12 protein-coding genes are annotated in these 15,730 nt (G+C 61.0%); 5 read left to right on the top strand and 7 right to left on the bottom strand.

Annotated features, from left to right (window positions below):
* Window positions 1–35: 35 nt before the first annotated feature.
* Window positions 36–1,082 carry a rod shape-determining protein gene (locus phaeop14_RS11885; protein WP_024096270.1) on the bottom strand — a complete coding sequence of 349 codons (1,047 nt, stop codon included), beginning with the start codon at window positions 1,080–1,082 and terminating at the stop codon, window positions 36–38.
* 256 nt (window positions 1,083–1,338) lie between these two features.
* Here phaeop14_RS11885 and phaeop14_RS11880 point away from each other — a divergent pair, with 256 nt between their 5' ends.
* The gene (locus phaeop14_RS11880) at window positions 1,339–2,409 is read left to right on the top strand and encodes an agmatine deiminase family protein (RefSeq protein ID WP_096789646.1); all 1,071 of its coding nucleotides are present in this window, start codon (window positions 1,339–1,341) and stop codon (window positions 2,407–2,409) included.
* 72 nt (window positions 2,410–2,481) lie between these two features.
* Window positions 2,482–3,282 (top strand): 23S rRNA (adenine(2030)-N(6))-methyltransferase RlmJ, encoded by an 801-nt coding sequence (locus phaeop14_RS11875; protein ID WP_040173422.1) that lies wholly within the window; start codon window positions 2,482–2,484, stop codon window positions 3,280–3,282.
* 6 nt (window positions 3,283–3,288) lie between these two features.
* Here the strand turns inward: phaeop14_RS11875 and phaeop14_RS11870 are convergent, their stop codons facing one another.
* From phaeop14_RS11870 to phaeop14_RS11860, 3 genes are all read right to left on the bottom strand, one after another.
* On the bottom strand, window positions 3,289–4,704 hold the full coding sequence (locus tag phaeop14_RS11870) for a tetratricopeptide repeat-containing sulfotransferase family protein (RefSeq protein ID WP_096789645.1): 1,416 nt from the start codon (window positions 4,702–4,704) through the stop codon (window positions 3,289–3,291).
* 119 nt (window positions 4,705–4,823) lie between these two features.
* Window positions 4,824–6,395, bottom strand: a complete 1,572-nt coding sequence (locus phaeop14_RS11865) for a 2-isopropylmalate synthase (protein WP_040173428.1) — start codon at window positions 6,393–6,395, stop codon at window positions 4,824–4,826.
* 295 nt (window positions 6,396–6,690) lie between these two features.
* On the bottom strand, window positions 6,691–8,208 hold the full coding sequence (locus phaeop14_RS11860; RefSeq protein WP_244905765.1) for an MORN repeat-containing protein: 1,518 nt from the start codon (window positions 8,206–8,208) through the stop codon (window positions 6,691–6,693).
* 170 nt (window positions 8,209–8,378) lie between these two features.
* Here phaeop14_RS11860 and phaeop14_RS11855 point away from each other — a divergent pair, with 170 nt between their 5' ends.
* The gene (locus tag phaeop14_RS11855) at window positions 8,379–10,037 is read left to right on the top strand and encodes an NAD+ synthase (RefSeq protein WP_096789643.1); all 1,659 of its coding nucleotides are present in this window, start codon (window positions 8,379–8,381) and stop codon (window positions 10,035–10,037) included.
* A gap of 100 nt (window positions 10,038–10,137) precedes the next feature.
* Here phaeop14_RS11855 and phaeop14_RS11850 read toward each other — a convergent pair whose 3' ends face one another.
* Window positions 10,138–11,655, bottom strand: a complete 1,518-nt coding sequence (locus phaeop14_RS11850) for a sensor domain-containing diguanylate cyclase (protein ID WP_040173435.1) — start codon at window positions 11,653–11,655, stop codon at window positions 10,138–10,140.
* 196 nt (window positions 11,656–11,851) lie between these two features.
* Here phaeop14_RS11850 and gltX point away from each other — a divergent pair, with 196 nt between their 5' ends.
* Window positions 11,852–13,177: a glutamate--tRNA ligase gene (gene gltX, locus phaeop14_RS11845; RefSeq protein ID WP_096789642.1), complete on the top strand. Its 1,326-nt coding sequence runs from the start codon at window positions 11,852–11,854 to the stop codon at window positions 13,175–13,177.
* Between the two features lie 89 nt (window positions 13,178–13,266).
* Here the strand turns inward: gltX and phaeop14_RS11840 are convergent, their stop codons facing one another.
* Together phaeop14_RS11840 and phaeop14_RS11835 are read right to left on the bottom strand one after the other, a co-directional pair.
* On the bottom strand, window positions 13,267–14,454 hold the full coding sequence (locus phaeop14_RS11840; RefSeq protein WP_096789641.1) for a DUF2254 domain-containing protein: 1,188 nt from the start codon (window positions 14,452–14,454) through the stop codon (window positions 13,267–13,269).
* Entirely contained in the window at window positions 14,451–15,038 is a 588-nt protein-coding gene (locus phaeop14_RS11835; RefSeq protein WP_096789640.1) for a gamma-glutamylcyclotransferase family protein, read from the bottom strand. The genes phaeop14_RS11840 and phaeop14_RS11835 overlap by 4 nt, the downstream gene beginning before the upstream one ends.
* Before the next feature lie 219 nt (window positions 15,039–15,257).
* Between phaeop14_RS11835 and phaeop14_RS11830 the strand changes: the two genes are divergently transcribed.
* On the top strand, window positions 15,258–15,722 hold the full coding sequence (locus tag phaeop14_RS11830) for an RrF2 family transcriptional regulator (RefSeq protein ID WP_096789639.1): 465 nt from the start codon (window positions 15,258–15,260) through the stop codon (window positions 15,720–15,722).
* The last annotated feature ends 8 nt before the right edge of the window (window positions 15,723–15,730 follow it).

Genomic DNA, 15,730 nt, shown 5'->3' with positions numbered 1-15,730 from the left:
CCGGGCGTCCACCATCTTAGCGATGGTTTGACCGCTCAGCTGTCGTAATCAATGGCATGTGCCAGCTGTTTTTCGTATTCCAGTGCCTTACCGGTGCCAAGCGCCACGCAGTTCAGGCTCTCATCGGCGATGGAGACGGCCAGACCTGTCTGTTCCCGCAGAGCCAGATCCAGATCGCCCAGCAGCGCGCCGCCGCCAGTGAGCATGACGCCCCGGTCGACGATATCTGCCGCCAGATCCGGCGGGGTGGTTTCCAGCGCGGTCATCACCGCTTCGCAGATCTGCTGCACCGGTTCGGCCAGCGCCTCGGCGACCTGGGCCTGGCTGACTTCGATCTCTTTCGGCACGCCGTTCAGCAGGTCGCGTCCGCGAATTTGCATCGACTGGCCACGACCGTCATCGGGCATGCGCGCGGTGCCGATGGAGGTTTTCACGCGCTCAGCGGTGGATTCTCCGATCAGAAGGTTCTGCTGGCGCCGCAGATAGGAGATGATCGCCTCATCCATCCGGTCACCACCAACGCGAACGGAGCGGGCATAGACGATGTCACCCAGCGACAGGACCGCAACCTCGGTCGTGCCGCCACCGATATCCACAACCATGTTGCCAGTGGGATCGGTGATCGGCATGCCGGCACCAATGGCTGCGGCGATGGGCTCTGCAATCAGGCCAGCACGGCGCGCTCCCGCGGACAAAACCGACTGGCGGATCGCACGTTTTTCAACCGGGGTGGCCCCATGCGGGACGCAGACGATGATCTTGGGCTTAGAGAAGGTGGAGCGTTTATGGACCTTGCGGATGAAGTGTTTGATCATCTCTTCGGCAGTATCAAAATCCGCAATCACCCCTTCGCGCATCGGGCGGATCGCCTCGATCGAGCCGGGGGTCCGGCCCAGCATCAGCTTGGCGTCTTCGCCAACCGCCAGCACTTTCTTGACGCCATCTTTCACGTGATAGGCCACAACCGACGGCTCTGACAGGATGACACCGCGACCTTTGACATAGACAAGCGTGTTCGCCGTGCCGAGGTCAATTGCCATATCAGACGTGAACAACCCGCCAAGACTTCCGAAGATCGACATATATTAAGACCCTGTAAAACTGCCACCTGTCCCGCGACTCTGCTGAGAGCGGGCTTTATGTCTTATAAGCAGCGCTGAGAGGTGGCGAAAGGGCGGATTCGGACCAAAAGGCGCCTTTTCGCCACCACCGCAAGGGTGCCCCTTGGGAAAGGTCGAGTCAGGATCCCACCGGCAGGGGGAATGCGTCGCTTCTCTTGTTTGGACGGGCTTGATAAACTTCTTCATAACGGGCGTGTGATCGACGGAGGGAACGGCGATGAAGCGGCGGAATTTCTTACTGGCTGGTGGGGCTGTCGGCATGGCAAATCTGATCACGGGACCAAACGCAATTGCCGGGTCGGGATTTTTTGTTCCACCGGAGGAGGCGCCACACCAGCGCAGCTTCATGCAATGGCCGGTCAGCCGGAAGGTCCATCCCGATCCCGTGTTCCTCGACATGGCACAGCAGACGATTGCAGATATCGCAAATGCGATTGCGGCTTTTGAACCTGTCACAGTGCTTGCGGCGGCAGCGGACCATGCCCGGGCGCGCGCCAAGTTGTCTGCAGATGTTGAGCTGTGGGATATCCCGACCGAGGATCTGTGGTGCCGCGATTCCGGGCCTATTTTTGTCGTTGATGGCGCAGGCCGCATGGCCATCAGCCATATCCAATTTAATGGCTGGGGTGAAAAGCAGGTCAACCGGCGGGACAGCCAGGTCGCAGAACGGGTGGCTGAGCGTTTGGGGCTGCCGCTGTTGACAACTGGTTTGCGGGGCGAGGCAGGCGGCGTAGAACAGGATGGGCACGGGCTGCTGATGGCGCATGAAAGCAGCTGGGTGAATAAGAACCGCAATCCCGGCCTGTCGCGCGCCCAGATAGAACAGCGATTGCTGGACGCGTATGGTGCCGATCGGATGATCTGGGGGAAGGGGGTCCGGGGCGAGGACATCACCGACTATCATATTGATAGCCTCGCACGGTACACCGGGCCGGGGCGTGTTCTTATGAACCTGCCTGATACCCCTGATAGGGCCGATCCGTTCCATATGGCCGCGTTGGATACGCATGACCGGTTGATAGCGGCGGGACTGGCGGTGGAGGTTATCCCCGAACCACATATCCGCCGGGTCAACAGCTACGACTTTGTCGCCTCCTACGCCAATTTCTACGTCTGTAACGGCGCGGTGATTGCGGCGGAATTCGGGGATCGCGACACCGATGAGATCGCGCGGGAGGCGCTGGCGCGGCATTATCCGGGACGGGAGATTGTCACGCTGGACGTGGACCCGCTGGGCGAATTGGGCGGCGGCATTCACTGTGCAACACAGCAGATGCCAGCGGTCTGAGCCGTCGGATCCAACGCACTCCGCTGTGGCAAGGGGCTTTTGTCCGGGGCGGTTTGGCGCTAGAGGGCAGGGATGCTGTCATATCAACATATCTACCACGCCGGAAATCTGGCCGATGTTCAAAAACATGCGCTGCTGGCGCGAATGCTGGCCTATCTGACCCAGAAGGACAAACCGCTCAGCTATATGGAGACCCACGCAGGGCGTGGCCTCTATCAGCTGGACGCCGCAGAGGCGGTGAAGACCGGAGAGGCCGCGGCAGGGATCAACCGCCTGCTGGACGGGGCGATGCTGGATGTGGACCATCCGCTGGCAGAGGCCATCACCCGAACCCGCAGCGCCGCTGGCGGGAACGCCTATCCCGGCTCACCCCTGATTGCAGCGCATCTCCTGCGGGCAGAGGACAGTCTGCATTTCGCAGAGCTGCACCCGCGGGAGAACGCGGCTCTGCGGGAGGCGCTTTGGCCGCATGGGCTGGGACGGCGCGTTCATGTGCATCAGCAGGATGGGTTCGAGCTGGCGCAATCACTGGCGCCGCCAACCCCGCGCCGTGGGCTGATGCTGATTGACCCGAGCTATGAGGTGAAACGCGACTATGCACAGATCCCCGGCCATATCGCCAAGCTGCACCGCAAATGGAACGTCGGGGTGATTGCGCTGTGGTACCCGATCCTGACCGATGGGACCCATAAGCCGATGCTGACCGCACTAGCGGCCCAAAACCTGCCGGGTGCGCTGCGCCACGAGGTGCGGTTTCCGCCCGCCCGCGAGGGCCACCGTATGGTCGGCTCCGGCATGTTCATCGTGAATGCCCCCTACGGCACCGCGGATGAGGCACAGCGGCTGACAAGGCTGTTCGCAAAGCTGGGGTAAGTGTATCTAGGCGGTTTCCGCGTCGCGCGTCTGCCAGTCATTGATCCAGTCCCACCCGCCGAGCGCCTCGATCAGCGGCGCGAGTTCGCGTTCGTAGGGGCGCCATTTGTCCAAGCCGGAGCGATTAAGCCCCTTTGGAATTTGATTGATCGATGCGGTTTGGATCAGTCTTTCGCCATCCTCCGGGAACAGGCAGGCGGGATCCCAATCCAAATCAAGATGAGTGAGAATTGCTCTCAACTGCTTTTCAGGTTGGTCCACCAGTTTGCGATATGATTGAAACCTTATACGCCCGGGCAGCTTTTGTGCGTAGTCATCGACAGAGGTGTAGGCACAGCGAATTCGATGACCGATCCATTCCTGACGTTTGGAATAGCTGTGGCCTCCGCTGAAGTTGTTAGACAACAGTGACAGGCCCACGTCGAGCGGATGTCGCATCATAAAAATAAACCGTGACTCCGGCAGGATGAGATGCGCAAACCCAAATTCGAAGTGGTTTTGAGGCAACTTGTCGATGCAGACTTTCGCGCAGTTATCGTAGTTGGCGGGAAAGTGGTCGAGATAACAGCGCCTGCCAGCGTGCGCCAGTTCCTGACTGACCTCGTCGCACCATCGCCATTTGTCGAACGGAATCTCAGGTTGCTGCACAGGCTGTGTGACGGCATTCATGCTCCTGAGCAGGCCTTTGCTTTCACCGATGGTGGTGGCCCGTGGATGCTGGATCAGCATGTTTTCAAGCAATGTTGTGCCTGAGCGCGGCAACCCTGTTAGGAAGACTGGCACGGGGTATTGATCCGTCTGCTGAACAGACAGAAGATTTTTGGGTAGGTACCGCGAAATCTGGTCTGAGATTTCCTGCTCTTCGATCTCTGGAACATAGGTGCCGTTCATCCAGCTCTTGCTTTGTTCGAAATAGCCGATGGCTTCCTTTGGAGAACCGGCTTTGGCTGCGATTCGACCAAGGGTATTGTTCGCAGTGGCCTTCTCTGCTTCGGTCAGAAGCGGGGTCTCCAACAGAGATCTGAGGTGGCGTGCATAAGGGCTTTCGGCGCCGAAGGGCGCGGCAAGGTGAAGCGTTGCAAGTGCGGTGACAGAGTCGGGGTCCATCGCAAGGTAGCTGCGAAGGGCTTCAGCTGCGCGTTCTTTGCTGCCAATCTGGAGATGCCTCGCGCCCAGTTTTCCAAGAGCGGCCTTGTTATCCGGCCAGGTGCTTACGATAGCTTCCAAAACTTGAATGCCAGTTGTCGGCTGATCCAGGCCAAAATAACAATCCGCGACAAGATCCAGTACTTCCGGGTCCGGAGCGTCCTCTGACACGAGTGGGCGCAACGCGATAAGAGCGTTATGATAGTCTTTTCGGTCCAGGAGTGGCTGTATGACTGTGCGAACAGAAGGTGCAGCGAAATTCGGTGTGGACTGCATTGCTCCGCCGTGCTTTTGGAAAAGATCACCTGCAGTCTACCTGAACGTGCTTAACGATAGATGAGCCCCCGCTGCACTGCTGCAGCGGGGGCGAGAATAATACAGAGGTAGGTGCTGACTTAGGTGATATCCTTGTAGGAAATCTCACGCGTGTCGGCGCCTGCGCCCATCTTGTCGCGGCGGATGATCAGACGGTTCAGTGCGCCGATATAGGCTGCGGCAGAGGCGACAACCGTGTCGGTGTTGGCGCTTTCGCCGGTGGCGATCACGCCGTTTTCTTCCAGCCGGACAGAGACCGTGGCCTGCGCATCGGTGCCTTCGGTCACCGCATGGACCTGATAGAGCTGCAGATGCGCCGAGTTCGGATGGATTTTGCGGATCGCCCTGAAGGCTGCATCAACCGGGCCGTCGCCTTCTGCGGTCTCAGACACATCCTTGCCTTCGACTTCCATCTCAAGGGTTGCCTCAGCCGGGCCGCCGGTGCCGCAGACCACCTTCATAGAGACCAGTTTGAGGTGATCATCCTCATCGCCGCTGGTGCGCATCAGGGCGATGATGTCGTCGTCGAACACCTCTTTTTTGCGGTCGGCGAGTTCCTTGAAACGGACAAAGAGATCCTTCAGCTGGTTGTCGCCCACCTCAAAGCCGAGCTGGCTCAGCTTGTCGCGCAAGGCTGCACGGCCGGAGTGTTTGCCCAAGGGCAGGGAGGTGCCGGCAATGCCCACATCTTCGGGCCGCATGATCTCAAAGGTTTCCTTGTTCTTCAGCATGCCATCCTGATGGATGCCGCTTTCATGGGCAAAGGCGTTTTTGCCAACAATCGCCTTGTTCGGCTGCACGACAAAGCCGGAAACCGTGGAGACCCGGCGGGATATATGCATGATCTTCTGGGTGTCGATGCCAGTGGTGAAGGGCATGATGTCGTTGCGCACCTTCAGTGCCATGACGACCTCTTCCAGCGCGGTATTGCCAGCGCGTTCGCCCAGACCATTGATGGTGCATTCGATCTGCCGCGCACCGCCCGCTACCGCCGCCAGCGAGTTGGCCGTCGCCATGCCAAGGTCGTTGTGACAATGGGTGGCAAAGATCACGTCATCGGCACCCGGTACGGTTTCGATCAGGCGCTTGATCAGATCGGCGCTTTCGACCGGGGCGGTATAGCCCACGGTATCGGGGATATTGATGGTGGTGGCGCCTGCCTTGATCGCAATCTCGATCACCCGGCAGAGGTAATCCCATTCGGTGCGCGTCGCATCCATCGGCGACCACTGCACATTGTCCACCAGGTTGCGGGCATGGGTGACCGTCTCGTGGATCTTCTCGGCCATCTCATCCTTGGTGAGGTTGGGGATGGCGCGGTGCAGGGGCGAGGTACCGATAAAGGTGTGGATGCGCGGCTGGGCGGCGCGTTTCACCGCTTCGGCACAGCGGTCGATATCTTTGAAATTGGCGCGTGCCAGGCCGCAGATCCGGGAGTTTTTGGAGCGTTCTGCAATCTCGCTCACGGCTTTGAAGTCACCTTCGGAAGCAATGGGGAAGCCCGCTTCGATGATGTCCACGCCCATATCGTCAAGCAGCTCGGCAATCTCAAGCTTTTCGTCATGGGTCATGGTTGCGCCGGGGCTCTGCTCGCCATCGCGCAGGGTGGTGTCGAAGATCAAAACGCGATCTTTGTCAGCTGCAGTCGTCATGTCGGTATCTTTCTTGTCTGTCCTAAAATCCAATCCTTGGCGCGCATGCCTTCTCCTCTGAGCGGGCGCGCCGGATGGCACGCTCAGAGGCGGATTAGGATCAGTAGGGCGCGCAGATCTGCACCGCGAAACGCGGTGGCGGAGCGAAGGATATCTGCACGCATGGTCATGACGCAGAGTTATACAGAGCCAATGACGAATGGGAAGACAGAATTTATCTGCACAGGGCCAAAGCTTGCGACTGTCGCCCATGCGCCCATGTCAGAGGGGGCCAAATCAGAAACGACCCCTCGGATCAGTTGCTGGCACCGTCACCGGCTTCGGAAGTTGCACTGTCGCTGGCCTGATCTTCGGCGGCCTGATCGTCGCTGGCAGCGTCCTCACTGGCCTGCGTGGCGCCGCCGGTGGTTTTCAGGGCACCGTTTTCCCAGGTGCCTTCGGCCTCCTGACCGCTGGCGTAACGCATCACGCCGGGCCCTTGCCGTTTGGAGTTGAGGAAGCTGCCCTCATAGACGTCGCCATTGGCATAGGTGGCCACGCCCTTGCCGCTGATCTTGCCCTCAGTCCAGTCGCCCTCATAGCTGAAGCCATCGGTCATCACGATCTTGCCGGTGCCATGACGCTGGCTGTTGGCGAAACTGCCGGTGTAGACCGAGCCGTCAGGGTAGGTGACGACCGCATCACCGTGGCGTTGGCCGTCTTTCCAGCCGCCTTCGTAGCGGTAGCCGTCGGGATATGTCATCACGCCCTGACCGTGGTTCTTCGCGTTCTTGAACTCGCCGGTATAGACCAACCCGTTGGGGTAGGTGGTGGTGCCGGTGCCTTCAATCACGCCGGCCACCCAGTCGCCTTCGTAGGTGGAGCCATCTGGATAGGTGATTTTCCCGACCCCATCCGCGAGATCATCACGGAACTGACCTTCGTAAACCGAACCGTCGGGATAGGTGACGCGGCCCTTGCCTTCGATCTGTCCCGCCAGCCATTCGCCGGTGTAGACATAGCCGTCGGTCTTGGTGAAGGTGCCCTCGCCGTGGCGCAGGTCATCCTCGAAATTGCCGATATAGACATCGCCATTGGCATGGATCTGCTTGCCCTCACCCTGACGGCGCCCGGCCACCAGCGGGCCTTCGTAGATGTCGCCATTGGGCTGGGTCAGCACCCCGGTGCCATCCATCTGGTTCGCAGCCCAGTCGCCCTCATAGATCAGACCGTCGGGCATAATCAGCTTGCCGGTGCCCGCCAGTTGGCCGTTGCGGATGTCGCCCTCGTAGGTGGCGCCGTCGGGGTATGTGATCTTGCCGGTGCCATCCTTCAGGCCATCGACCCAGTCGCCCTCATATTGATAGCCGCCGGGGTTGCGCATCAGGCCCTTGCCGTGGTGCTTGGCATCGCGAAACCCGCCCTCGTAGCGGGCGCCGTTGGCATAGACCGCGACGCCCTGACCGTTGATCACCCCGTCTGACCACTCCCCCTCGTAGGTGCCGCCATCGGCAAAGGTGATTTTGCCCACGCCCTCCGGTTTGCCCTTGGCGAATTCGCCCTCGTAGACGGAGCCGTTGGGGAAACGCGCCACGCCGCGTCCGCGCACCTCACCATCGACCCAATCGCCGGTATATTCATAGCCGTTGGGCAGGGTGTAGGTGCCGGTGCCATGCTGCAACCCGCCGCGAAAGGTGCCCTCATAGATGCCGCCGATTTCGTCCTGTGTGGTCAGGACCTTGCCATCGTCCTGCGCCAGAGCCGGACGGATACCCCCGGCAGCGCCAAGCGCCAGGGCAGAGGTCAAAAGAGCGGCGGTGGTGAAACGGGTCATGGAATATCTGCTTGCCATAAGGAGAGCCGCGGTGCGGGCCTGTTGATCTGTTTGACAGGAAACTATGCCACAGCCGCCGCCGTCGCAATGTCTTTTGCCGCTGTGGTCTTTCCCTCGGGGCGCGATCTGTTTAATGGCAGAAGGCAGGATTATCGAAGGACGCAAGCAGGATGGCTGATCGTTTTCGCGTGACACTGGCCCAATTGAACCCCACCGTCGGGGATCTGGCGGGCAATGCAAACAAGGCCCGCGAGGCCTGGGCCGCAGGCCGTGACGCCGGGGCGGATCTGGTCGCTTTGCCGGAAATGTTCATCACCGGCTACAACACGCAGGACTTGGTGCGAAAACCGGTTTTCCATCAGGCCGCCATCGCCGAGGTTGAGCGGTTGGCCGCCGATTGCGCCGATGGACCGGCACTCGCCATTGGCAGCCCTTGGGTCGCGGATGGCAAATTGTTCAACGCCTATCTGATCCTGAAGGGGGGCAAGATCACCACGCAGGTGCTGAAGCACCATCTGCCCAATGCCACCGTGTTTGACGAGGTGCGGATCTTTGATGCCGGCCCTCTGGGGGGGCCATATGCGGTTGGCGACACCCGGATCGGCAGCCCGATTTGCGAGGATGGCTGGTATGAGGATGTGGCCGAGACCTTGGCCGAAACCGGCGCTGAGTTCCTGCTGATCCCCAATGGGTCGCCTTATTTTCGCAACAAGATGGATGTGCGGTTCAACCACATGGTGGCCCGCGCTGTCGAAACCGATTTGCCGGTGATCTACCTCAACATGGTGGGCGGGCAGGACGATCAGGTTTTCGATGGCGGCTCCTTTGTGCTGAACCCGGGCGGCGCGCTGGCGCTGCAGATGCCGGTCTTTGACGAGGCGATACAGCATCTCGATCTGGAGCGTACTGCCGAGGGTTGGCGCGCCGTTGACGGCCCCAAGGCCTCATTGCCGGATGAGTGGGAGCAGGACTATCACGTCATGACGCTGTCGCTGCGCGATTACATGCGCAAGACCGGCTTCAAGAAGGTGCTGCTGGGTCTCTCAGGCGGGGTGGATTCCGCCATTGTGGCCACCATTGCAGTTGATGCCTTGGGGGCGGAGAATGTCCGCTGCGTGATGCTGCCGTCCGAATATACCTCGCAAGAGTCCCTTGACGATGCTGAGGCCGTGGCCAAGGCGCTGGGCGTGCATTACGATTACGTCCCGATTGCCGAGGGACGCGCCGCCATCACCAATACGCTGGCGCCGTTGTTTGCCGGTCTGGACGCGGGGCTGACGGAGGAAAACATCCAGTCCCGCCTGCGGGGCCTTCTGCTGATGGCAATGTCGAACAAATTTGGCGAGATGCTGCTGACCACCGGCAATAAATCCGAGGTCGCCGTGGGCTATGCGACGATCTATGGCGATATGGCGGGGGGCTATAATCCGATCAAGGATCTCTATAAGACCCGCGTGTTTGAGACCTGCCGCTGGCGCAACGCCAATCACCGTGACTGGATGATGGGGCCGGAGGGCGAGGTGATCCGTCCGAATGTGATCGACAAACCGCCCAGTGCCGAACTGCGCGACGATCAGAAGGACAGCGACAGCCTGCCGGATTACCCGGAACTGGATGCGCTGCTGGAGATCCTGGTGGACCGCGATGGGTCGATTGCCGATTGTGTCGCGGCAGGCTTCTCGCGGGAGAATGCCAAACGTGTGGAGCACCTGATTTATATCAGCGAATACAAGCGGTTTCAGTCTGCGCCCGGTGCGCGTCTGACGCCGCGTGCGTTCTGGCTGGACCGGCGTTATCCCATCGTGAACCATTGGCGCGACCCAAGCTGAGGCAAGGACGGCCTGAGGCAAGGGCGGCGGGGTGGTGCAGTCCCTGCACAGCTGCGTCTGCGGTCGCCCGCTGCACCTGTGCCGATGGGTGCTGACGGTCTTATGACCCTGAAAACGGACCTTCCGCCGGGTCGGCCTTCTGGCAATCCACCACGCAATTGCGGCCTGCGTCCTTCGCGGCATAAAGCGCGCGATCCGCGGCATGCATCAGATCCTGTGGCAGCAGCCCATCTTCGGGGTAGCTGGCCACCCCGATGGAGATGGTGACCCGTGGTAGGGTGCCGGATCCATAGCGCAGGGTGATATCCTCGATTGCAGCGCGCAGCGCCTCGCCCACCTCCATGGTCTGTTCCTTATCGGTATCGGGCAGGAACACTGCAAATTCCTCGCCGCCCATCCGGCAACAGACCTCTCCGTTGTGAAACAGCTCCTTCAGCGTGTCGCCAATGGCGCGCAGCACCATGTCGCCCGCATCATGGCCATGGGTGTCATTGAACGTCTTGAACCGATCCGCATCAAAGCTGAGCACCCCCAGCTGGCTGGCGCGCCGGTCGGCCAGGGCCACCGCATTGCGCAGCTCTCCCAGGAAATAGCGCCGGTTATAGACGCCGGTCAGCGGATCGCGGGTGGATTGATCGTGCAATTCGTCGCGCAGCCGCACATTGGCCACCGCCAGCGAGATGTGCTCACCGCAGCGCAGCGCCAGACGATGCAGCGCCACCTTGCGTTTGGCATCCTCTTCCGGCGCAAATTTCACGTGCAACAGACCCACGGTATTGCCATGGGCGACGACCGGGAAGCAGACGTAATCCTCATGCTCGCTGGTGCTGGGCTGCTCTTCCACATGGGCGCAGGCAAAGGCAATCTTGTCGGCGGAATAGAGATATTGCCGCCCCCGTCGCAGCGCCCAGCAGGCATCGGGGAAGATGTGGTCATGCGCCTCGCCGCCACCCCAGTGGCATTTGCCGTCCAGAACATCGCGTGAGTTGGAATAAATATACAGCTCCCCCCGGGATTGCGGAAACAGCTGCGCCATGAAGGCGCTGACGATGCGAAACAGCTCTTCCTGAGATTTGCAGGAGTGTAGCCATTCATCCAGCTGGGACAACAGCTTGGCTTCCTCGCGCCAGGATTGCTCTGCCGCGAGCGTCTTCAGGGCGGTCAGCTCGGCCTCCTCGGCGGCCTGTCGCGCCTGGGTCAGGTCCCGCGCGCTGCGCTCAATCTGGGTGACATCCGTGTAGCAGGTGACAAACCCTCCGGTGGACAGCCGTCGCGTATCAATCTGTAGCCGCCGTCCGGAGGGCATTCTGCGGGTCGCCGAAAACCGCTGTTTGTCAGAGCTGAAATCCTGCTCCGCCTGTTTGGCGCTCTCCTCGGTCACATGGCCGAGTTTGACGGCGGTGGCAAAAAATGCCGCGCGGGAATAGCCGGGGAATACATCCCCGTTCTGCAGCTCCAGAAGGGTGAGGAGACGTTCGTTGAAAACCTGGCAGTGCCCGTCCTCAGTCCAGACCATCACCCCCTGATCCAATTTGTTCAACACATCCATGAGCCGGGCATGAGAGGGCTCTGGCAGGCTCTGCCCCTGTAACGTCTCGCGCGGGATCACTTTGTTCATGGGAAACCCAGTTACTTCTTACCATCACTACGGTGTGTGCTGCGGCAGACTGACACGGGAGTCTGAACGAAACCTGAGGTGTAATTCAAAAAACACCAACACTTTGAAACGACTTTGGATCAACTTCGACGTGCCGCCCGACAACTGGACAAAACGGCGTCCATGTGACATGGGGCAGGGCAACAGGAGACTTGTGATGACAACCACCCGATTTGCCCCGTCGCCGACCGGCTATATCCACGTTGGCAACCTGCGCACCGCGCTGATGAATTATCTGATCGCCCGCAAGGCCGGCGGCAGCTTCATCCTGCGTATCGACGATACCGACCCGGAGCGGTCAAAGGAAGAATATGTCGACGCGATCAAACAGGATCTCGAATGGCTGGGCCTCACTTGGGATCGGGTGGAGCGGCAGTCCGAGCGGCTGGAGCGCTATGTTGCTGCGGCGGACAAACTGCGCGAGATCGGCCGGTTTTATGAGGCATTTGAGACGCCGGTCGAACTGGACCTCAAGCGCAAGAAACAGCTGAACATGGGCAAGCCGCCGGTTTATGACCGCGCAGCGCTGGCCCTGTCCGATGAGGAAAAGGCTGCCCTGCGTGCCGAGCGTGGCGATGGTGTGTGGCGGTTCAAACTGGATCACCAGCGCATTGAATGGGCTGACGGCATTCTGGGCGATATCTCCATTGATGCGGCTTCGGTCTCCGATCCGGTGCTGATCCGTGGCGACGGTCAGTTCCTCTACACGCTGGCCTCCGTGGTCGACGACACCGAAATGGGCGTGACCCATGTGGTGCGTGGTTCTGACCATGTGACCAACACCGCGACCCAGATCCAGATCATCGAGGCGCTGGGCGGCACTGTGCCCTCCTTTGCGCATCACTCGCTGCTGACCGGCCCACAGGGCGAGGCACTGTCCAAGCGTCTGGGCACGCTGGCGCTGCGGGACCTGCGCGAGGCAGGCGTCCAGCCAATGGCGTTGCTGTCCTTGATGGCGCGGCTGGGGTCCTCCGATCCGGTCGAGATCCGCAGTGAGATGGCAGAGCTGATCGACGGCTTTGACATCAACCGCTTTGGCGCGGCGCCGACTAAATTCGATGTGGAGGATGTCTACCCGCTGACGGCGCGCTACCTGCAGTCGCTGGCGCTGGCGGATGTGCAGACCCATGTGGACGCGCTGGGGGTTCCGGCCGAGAAACAGGCGGCGTTCTGGGATGTGGCCAAGGAAAACATCACCACGCTCAAGGATCTCGCCGGTTGGTGGGAGCTGTGCCGCGATGGCGCCGAGCCGCTGATCGCGGACGAGGACAAAGAGTTCATCGCAGAGGCGATGGCGCTGCTGCCCGAGGGGCCTTACGACAGCGAAAGCTGGGGCAAGTGGACCGCCGCTGTGAAAGAGGCCACCGGTCGCAAGGGCAAAGGCCTGTTTATGCCGCTGCGCAAAGCTGTCACTGGCATGGAACGCGGACCCGATATGTCGGCCCTGCTGGCGCTGATGGAGACGGTGCGCGCTCGCGGCTGAACGCAGCCAATATTGTTTTGAAAAGGCGGCTCCGGGTGGGCCGCCTTTTTGTTTGGACCGGGAGCGTCAGCTCCCCCATGTGTCAGGTCTCAGCGATCAGAGCGCTGCGCCCGCATCTTTGTGGCGGCTTTGGCCATGGCCGGGTTAGGATGGTGCCCCAGCGCCGTGAGGGCTTTGTCCATCCAGTCAATTACCGCCGGGTCATCCCCTCCGGCGTGGGCAATGGGCGGGAAGGCGCAGGACAGAAGATGCCGGGCGGATATGGCAGGCATGAGTACCCGGTCAAAGGATGGATCCCGCCCGGTCTGCGCGTCCTCATCCGGGGTATTCTCCCACAGCAGCCGTTCCAATCGCCCCATGACCTCCAGCGCGGTGCCGGGGTCATTGACCCCGGGGGAGAGCGCCCGTTGGGCGGTTTCCGCAAGCAAGGTCAGCCCAAATGAGGGATCTTGATCAAAACTGCGCACATCGCCGATTTCGATGCAGCGGCTGGCGGCCTTGCACAGGTCCTCATCCCCGGATTTCGCATAGGCCACGGGCCGCCCGCGCAGCACGAATTCTCCCGGCGTGCGATGGATCGCAATCTGGGTGTCGGCCTCTTCTGCCAATGTCTGCAGCTGCGCGACATCCACAAATCGCACGAAACCCGACGCCTGCGCCGGGATAGCTGTGCCGTCTGCCTGAAACCGGGTGTCATCCTCGGCGCGTTGCGCGTCCAGACAGGGGGCATCGGCGCGCTGGCGCAGGCTGGTGCGGCTGCGCTCCTCGATCAGGCGCAGGGTGTGATCCATGCTGCCAAGCCCCGATAGGTGATCAATCCAGCGCAAAATCGCCCCGACGATAAGCGCCACAACTCCGACCGTGATGGCAAAGACCACGATGGCCGCATCCTCGCTGTAGAACCCGGCCCGAAACAGGATCACCGCGCTCAGGCTGAACACAAATCCGCCGACGAAGGTGGCCAGCACGCTCTGGGTGATCGTGTCCTCCAGCAGCAGGCGGTACACCCGCGGGGTCGCGGTGGCGGCGGCGGTGCGATAGGCAGAGACCATAACATTCAGCGAAAATGTGGTCACGGCCAACATGCCGGAGGCGAGGATATTCAGCACCGGTAGGGCGGCCTCGCGTCCGAACCGCTCTCCCAGATCCTCGGGGATAAACGGTGTGAGCCAGGGCGCGATGGCCAGTGCCAGCAGGGAACAGGCCGAGATCAGCACCACGCGGAACCACAGCTGCCGGGTGATCCGCCGAATGTAGAGAAGCGTGCGTGAGATCACTGATCCGCCTCGATCAGTTGTGCACCCAGCGCAGTCAGGTGATGATCCACCAGATCACGTTCATCCGTGGTCAGCACCTGTGCCCGGGGATAGCTGGGGGCGGCGCGGTCATTCAGAATTGGTGTGTCCCAGCCATCGGTCGTGCGGATGAAATCGGCAACGCCTTCGGTGCCAAAGACATCGAGATAGCCTTGGATCACCACATCAAGGTAGCTCAGCAGGATCGGATGGCGCAGGCTGGCTGCACGCTGACTGTTGGCGGGGATCGCATAGACGGCAACCTCAGTCTCCGGCGCCAGATCATGCTGCACCGAGTCCCGCGCCGCCAGACGATCATAGCCGAACTCGCGGTCATCCAGGGCCGCCCAATCCGCGCCGGGGACTTCGGCGACCAGCCCGTCGATGCGGCTATCGGCGCAGGGCACCGCAGAGAGATAGGCCACCTGGCGCAGATCGGTCTGCACCCAGGCCCGCCGCCAGCCGCTGAGCCGGGCCGGACGGGCCTGCCCATAGGCATGGGTGCGCGTGTTCACCAAGCTGCCGTAGCCAAAGAAATAGGGGGCTGGGGGAAGGGGGGCGGGCATTCAGATCTCCTGTCAGCAATGTCTCAATCGGCAATATCTGCGCAGTGTGCCGGATCGGGGCAAGGCGGCTGGCCTTTGCCCTGACGGCGGTGTCGGCGGTGGTGCACCCCGGCGACGGCAAACATCCGCACAGAGCTATAGCAGCTTTGATACATGTCAAAGTGGCCTTTGCGCAGCCATGTCATGATCCGGCGATCGAGGCACCTTGGAGGGGCGATCATGCGGATCACAAAACGGACAAATATTGCAGTGCGGCTGTTGATGTACTGTGCGGCCCATGCGGACCGCCTGGTCACCAAATCGGAAATTGCGGCGCGCTGCAATATCTCCGAGAACCATTTGGCGCAGGTGATCAACCAATTGGCGCAATTGGGATATCTGCATACCCAACGGGGCCGCAATGGCGGCATGTCACTGGGCAAGCCTGCGGTAGAAATTGGCATTGGCGATGTGTTCCGCGATGTCGAGGGCACGGTGCCGATGGTTGAGTGTTTTGCCGATGCCGACAATACCTGCCCGCTGGTGTCGGCCTGCCGGTTGCGCCTTGCCTTGTCGGAGGCCGCGCAGGCCTTCTACCAGTCGTTGGATGGCATCACGCTGGAGGCGCTGATCTGTGACAATGACGACCTGTTTGCGCTGTTTCAGCCGCCCGTCACCGCCAGCTGCGCGCGCTATGTGAATTAGGTCGGCCC

Origin of the sequence: Phaeobacter piscinae (assembly GCF_002407245.1) — a bacterium.
Classification (GTDB): Bacteria; Pseudomonadota; Alphaproteobacteria; order Rhodobacterales; family Rhodobacteraceae; genus Phaeobacter; species Phaeobacter piscinae.
The sequence above is the reverse complement of the archived record's forward strand: the minus strand, read 5'-3'. Positions and strand labels throughout refer to the sequence as shown.

Bases quoted from the DNA above. Each gene is read 5' to 3' on its own strand.
- phaeop14_RS11830 (WP_096789639.1), top strand. From the start codon at position 15,258: ATGCGGATCACAAAACGGACAAATATTGCAGTGCGGCTGTTGATGTAC.
- phaeop14_RS11855 (WP_096789643.1), top strand. From the start codon at position 8,379: ATGGCTGATCGTTTTCGCGTGACACTGGCCCAATTGAACCCCACCGTC.
- phaeop14_RS11875 (WP_040173422.1), top strand. From the start codon at position 2,482: ATGCTGTCATATCAACATATCTACCACGCCGGAAATCTGGCCGATGTT.
- phaeop14_RS11850 (WP_040173435.1), bottom strand. From the start codon at position 11,655: ATGAACAAAGTGATCCCGCGCGAGACGTTACAGGGGCAGAGCCTGCCA.
- gltX (WP_096789642.1), top strand. From the start codon at position 11,852: ATGACAACCACCCGATTTGCCCCGTCGCCGACCGGCTATATCCACGTT.
- phaeop14_RS11885 (WP_024096270.1), bottom strand. From the start codon at position 1,082: ATGTCGATCTTCGGAAGTCTTGGCGGGTTGTTCACGTCTGATATGGCA.
- phaeop14_RS11870 (WP_096789645.1), bottom strand. From the start codon at position 4,704: ATGCAGTCCACACCGAATTTCGCTGCACCTTCTGTTCGCACAGTCATA.
- phaeop14_RS11880 (WP_096789646.1), top strand. From the start codon at position 1,339: ATGAAGCGGCGGAATTTCTTACTGGCTGGTGGGGCTGTCGGCATGGCA.
- phaeop14_RS11865 (WP_040173428.1), bottom strand. From the start codon at position 6,395: ATGACGACTGCAGCTGACAAAGATCGCGTTTTGATCTTCGACACCACC.
- phaeop14_RS11835 (WP_096789640.1), bottom strand. From the start codon at position 15,038: ATGCCCGCCCCCCTTCCCCCAGCCCCCTATTTCTTTGGCTACGGCAGC.
- phaeop14_RS11860 (WP_244905765.1), bottom strand. From the start codon at position 8,208: ATGACCCGTTTCACCACCGCCGCTCTTTTGACCTCTGCCCTGGCGCTT.